At 69.9% G+C, this 3,947-nt stretch carries 4 protein-coding genes; all 4 read right to left on the bottom strand.

The genetic code is table 11. The features are described from left to right. Positions 1–50: 50 nt before the first annotated feature. The 4 genes from G6017_RS16365 to G6017_RS16350 all read right to left on the bottom strand — a co-directional run bounded on the left by G6017_RS16365 (position 51) and on the right by G6017_RS16350 (position 3,707). The gene (locus tag G6017_RS16365; protein WP_182609808.1) at positions 51–842 is read right to left on the bottom strand and encodes an ABC transporter ATP-binding protein; all 792 of its coding nucleotides are present in this window, start codon (positions 840–842) and stop codon (positions 51–53) included. A gap of 2 nt (positions 843–844) precedes the next feature. After that, a complete protein-coding gene (locus tag G6017_RS16360; RefSeq protein WP_182618301.1) occupies positions 845–1,819 on the bottom strand; it encodes an ABC transporter permease subunit in 975 nt (324 codons plus the stop codon). Further along, positions 1,816–2,799 carry an ABC transporter substrate-binding protein gene (locus G6017_RS16355; protein WP_182618299.1) on the bottom strand — a complete coding sequence of 328 codons (984 nt, stop codon included), beginning with the start codon at positions 2,797–2,799 and terminating at the stop codon, positions 1,816–1,818. The genes G6017_RS16360 and G6017_RS16355 overlap by 4 nt, the downstream gene beginning before the upstream one ends. A gap of 104 nt (positions 2,800–2,903) precedes the next feature. Continuing rightward, entirely contained in the window at positions 2,904–3,707 is an 804-nt protein-coding gene (locus G6017_RS16350; protein WP_182618298.1) for a siderophore-interacting protein, read from the bottom strand. Between the last annotated feature and the right edge of the window lie 240 nt (positions 3,708–3,947).

Here is a 3,947-nt window from a genome sequence, read left to right as displayed (position 1 = left end):
GGGCCGGCCGAGGCGGCGGGCCGGCCGAGGCGGCGGGGCCGGGCGGGGCCTCAGCCCAGGAACGCCTTGTCGGACAGCGTCGCGCCCTTGATGTTGGCGAACTCCTTGAGCAGGTCCTGCACGGTGAGCGACGCCTTCTTCTGGTCGTCGGCCTCGTAGACGATCCGGCCCTCGTGCATCATGATCAGCCGGTTGCCCAGCCGGATGGCCTGCTCCATGTTGTGCGTGACCATGAGCGTGGTGAGCCCGCCCTCGCGGACGATCCGTTCGGTGATCGTGGTGACCAGCTCGGCCCGCTGCGGGTCCAGGGCCGCGGTGTGTTCGTCGAGCAGCATGATCCGCGGTTGGGTGAACCCGGCCATGAGGAGCGAGAGCGCCTGTCGCTGGCCTCCCGAGAGCAACCCGACCTTGGCGGTGAGCCGGTCCTCGAGACCCAGCTCGAGCATGGCGAGCTGGTCGGCGAACTGCGCGCGGCGCTTCTTGTTCAGGCTGGGGCCGAGTCCACGTCGCCTGCCCCGCAGGACCGCGAGCGACAGGTTCTCCTCGATGGTGAGGGTGGGCGCGGTCCCGGCCAGCGGGTCCTGGAAGACGCGGCCCACGTACTTCGCGCGCTTGTGATCGGGCAACCGGGTGACGTCCTTGCCGTCGATCTGAATGCTGCCGCCGTCGGCGATCAACCGGCCGGACACGGCGTTGAGCAGGGTCGACTTGCCGGCGCCGTTGGAGCCGATCACGGTGACGAAGTCGCCCTCGGCCATCGTGAGGCTGAGACCGTGGAGTGCGCGGCGCTCGTTGACGGTGCCCGGGAAGAAGGTCTTGGACACATCGGTGACTGTCAGCATCGTCAGGTCTCCTTGGCGCCGGTCGCGGCGGTGTCGGCGGACTCGGGCCCGGCGTCGACGGCGGTCCCGGCGCCCGCCACCGCGCGCTCGTTCGCGGCGACCGCGGTCGTGGGCTTGCGCCCGAACCGACCACCCATGGATTTCCACTTGGGCGCGAGAAGCGCTATCACCACGAGCACGGCCGTGACCGCCCTCATGTCGTTCGGGTTGAGCCCCACCTCGAGCGCGATGGCGATGATGAGCTGGTACAGGACCGCGCCCACGATCACGGCGTACACCGCGAGCCACAGCCTGCGCTGGCCGAGGATCGCCTGGCCGAGGATGACCGAGGCCAGGCCCACGAGGATCAGGCCGATGCCCATCGAGATGTCGGCGAAGCCCCGATACTGCGCCAACAGCGCGCCGCACATGCCCACGAGGCCGTTGGACAGGGCGAGGGTGAGGGTCTTGGTGAAGTCGGTGGAGACACCGAACGAGGAGATCATCGGACCGTTGTCGCCCGTGGCGCGGATCGATAGTCCCAGGTTCGTGGTGAGGAACCAGACGACGACGAGGCCGAGCAGTCCCACGGCCACCGCGAGGATGGCGACGCCGCCCCAGGTGCCGAGGATGCCGGCTTCGCGCAGCGGGGTGAACGCGTGGTCCTGCCGCAGCAACGGCGCGTTCGCGCTTCCCATGATCCGCAGGTTGACCGACCACAGCCCGATCATGGTGAGGATCCCGGCCAGGAGGCCGTCGATCTTGCCCTTGGTGTGCAGCAGGCCGGTGATGATCCCGGCCAGGAACCCGGTGACGAAACCCGCGAGGGTCGCGAGCACCGGGTTCCAGCCTGCGAGAATGCCCGTCGCCGCGGTGGCGGCACCGGTGGTGAAGCTGCCGTCGACGGTGAGGTCGGGGAAGTTGAGAACGCGGAAGGTCAGGAAGACCCCCAGCGCCATGACCCCGTAGATGAGGCCTACCTCGACGGCGCCGATCACTTCTTCTCAGCCTCGGCGAGGATGTCCTCCGGGATGGTGACGCCCTGGCGCTCCGCGGCGTCCTCGTTGACCACGTAGGTGAACTCGGCGGCGGTCTCCACGGGCATCGTGGCCGGGTCCTCGCCGTCGCGCAGGATGCGCAGCGCCATCTCGCCCGTCTGGCGGCCCAACTCGGTGTAATCGATTCCCAGCGTGGCGACGGCGCCGCCCTCGACGGTGCCCTCCTCCGCGGCGATCACGGGGATCTGCTTGCTCTCGGCCACCTGGACGAGAGCCGCGATACCGGAGACGACCATGTTGTCGGTCGGTACGTAGATCGCGTCGACGTCGCCGAGCGCCTCGACGGCCTGCTGGATCTCGTTGACCGAGGTGACGGTCTGGGTGACGATCTCCAGGTCGAGCGGGCCGGCGGCCTCCTCGGCCTGGTCCACCTGGACCTGCGAGTTGACCTCGCCCGAGGCGTAGACGATGCCGACGCGCTCGGCGTCGGGGACGATCTCCTTGAGCAGCTCGAGCTGCTCGTCGATCGGCGCGGCGTCCGAGGTGCCGGTGACGTTGGCGCCCGGCTCCTCCATCGAGTCGACGAGCTCGGCCGAGACCGGGTCGGTGACCGCGGTGAACAGCAGTGGGATGTTGATGATGTTCTGGGCCATCGCCTGGGCGGCCGGGGTCGCCACCGCCAGCGCGAGGTCCAGGTCGTCGGCGGCGAACTGCTGCGCGATGGTCAGCGCGGTGGCCTGCTCACCGTTGGCGTTCTGCTCGTTGAACTCCACCTCGACACCGGCGTCGGCGAAGGCCTCCTTGAAGCCCGCGGTGGCCGCGTCGAGAGCGGGGTGCTGGACGAGCTGGTTGATGCCGATCGTGTAGGACTCGCCGCCGCCACCGGCGGCGTCATCGTCGGAGCCGCCGGTGCAGCCTGCGAGGACGAGTGCCGAGGTGGCCACCAGTCCGGTGAAGAGCGTCGCGCGTGAGAATGCCATGTGCCATGCCTTGTCTACGGTCACGGGTGAGCGTGAGGGGCCGGATGCGTTAACAGTGCTGGCACATGAGGGTACCGGGTCACACCGACCGCGTAACCCGGGACTCACCTCACGGGTTGCTGATCCGGCTCCGATTCCGCCAACTCGCGTTTCCAGGTGCGGAAACCCTCCTCAGTGCGGCCCCGGCGCCAGTATCCCGAGATCGAGGCCCGCCGGGCCGGGACGCCGCGTCCGGAGCGCAGCAGGGGGCGCAGGTGCTTCATCACGGTCTCGGCCTCGCCGTGCACGAACACCTGCACGTCGCCGTCCGGCCACGGCATCTCGCGGAGGGCGACGACCAGCGGCGCGTCGCCGTCGATCCGTCCGGGGCCGGCGTGGGTGGAGGGGGTCCCGCGGTGCAGCCAGGTGATCCGCACCCCCTCCGGAGCGGTGAGCGACACCTCGTCGTCGTCGTCTCCCACCTCCAGGAACACCGCTCCCACCGAGTCCTCGGGCAGGGCCTCCAGCGCGGCGGAGATCGCGGGGACCGCGGTCTCGTCCCCGGCGAGGAGGTGGAAGTCCGCCTCGGGGTCGGGACGGTACCCGCCGCCCGGCCCCCGGACGGTGACGTCGGTCCCGGGCGCGACCGTCCGGGCCCACGGCCCCGCCACGCCCGCGTCTCCGTGCACGACGAAGTCGATCCAGATCTCGCGGGCCGGGAGGTCGACGCGACGCACGGTGTAGGTCCGCACCACGGGGCCGTCCTCGGAGGGCAGTTCGAGTTTGACGTAGCTGTCGGTCTCCGCGCGCGGGGCGAAGGCGTCGAACCCCGCGCCGCCGAGGACGACCCGGACCATGTGGGCGCTCACCGTCTCGGTGCGCAGCACGGTGAGGGTGGTCGGGGTGGGGCTCTTGCGCTCATCTGCCACGGGGGCCTCCTTAAGTTAGGCAACCCTATCTTGCCAGTCGGCGCGTCCCGACCGCGCGGTCGTCCAAAGGGTTCCCCCCTTCCGTGTTGCAATGTAAGATATATGTGATCGTTCAGCTCCGCGTCACGAGGCCCGCGCGGCGATCGGAGTGGCGGATCTCAGCGGGCAGCGGTCCTTGGCGGCGAGGAGGCAGGTCGCCGCGGCAGTGCCCAGGACGGCCACAGTGCCGAGGATGATCGG

It is taken from the genome of Dietzia sp. B44 (assembly GCF_014145245.1).
Taxonomy (GTDB): Bacteria; Actinomycetota; Actinomycetes; order Mycobacteriales; family Mycobacteriaceae; genus Dietzia; species Dietzia natronolimnaea.
Note: the sequence above shows the minus strand (reverse complement) of the source record. Positions and strands in the feature narration are given on the sequence as shown.

Coding starts and splice junctions, on each gene's coding strand:
- G6017_RS16355 (WP_182618299.1), bottom strand. CDS start 2,799: ATGGCATTCTCACGCGCGACGCTCTTCACCGGACTGGTGGCCACCTCG.
- G6017_RS16365 (WP_182609808.1), bottom strand. CDS start 842: ATGCTGACAGTCACCGATGTGTCCAAGACCTTCTTCCCGGGCACCGTC.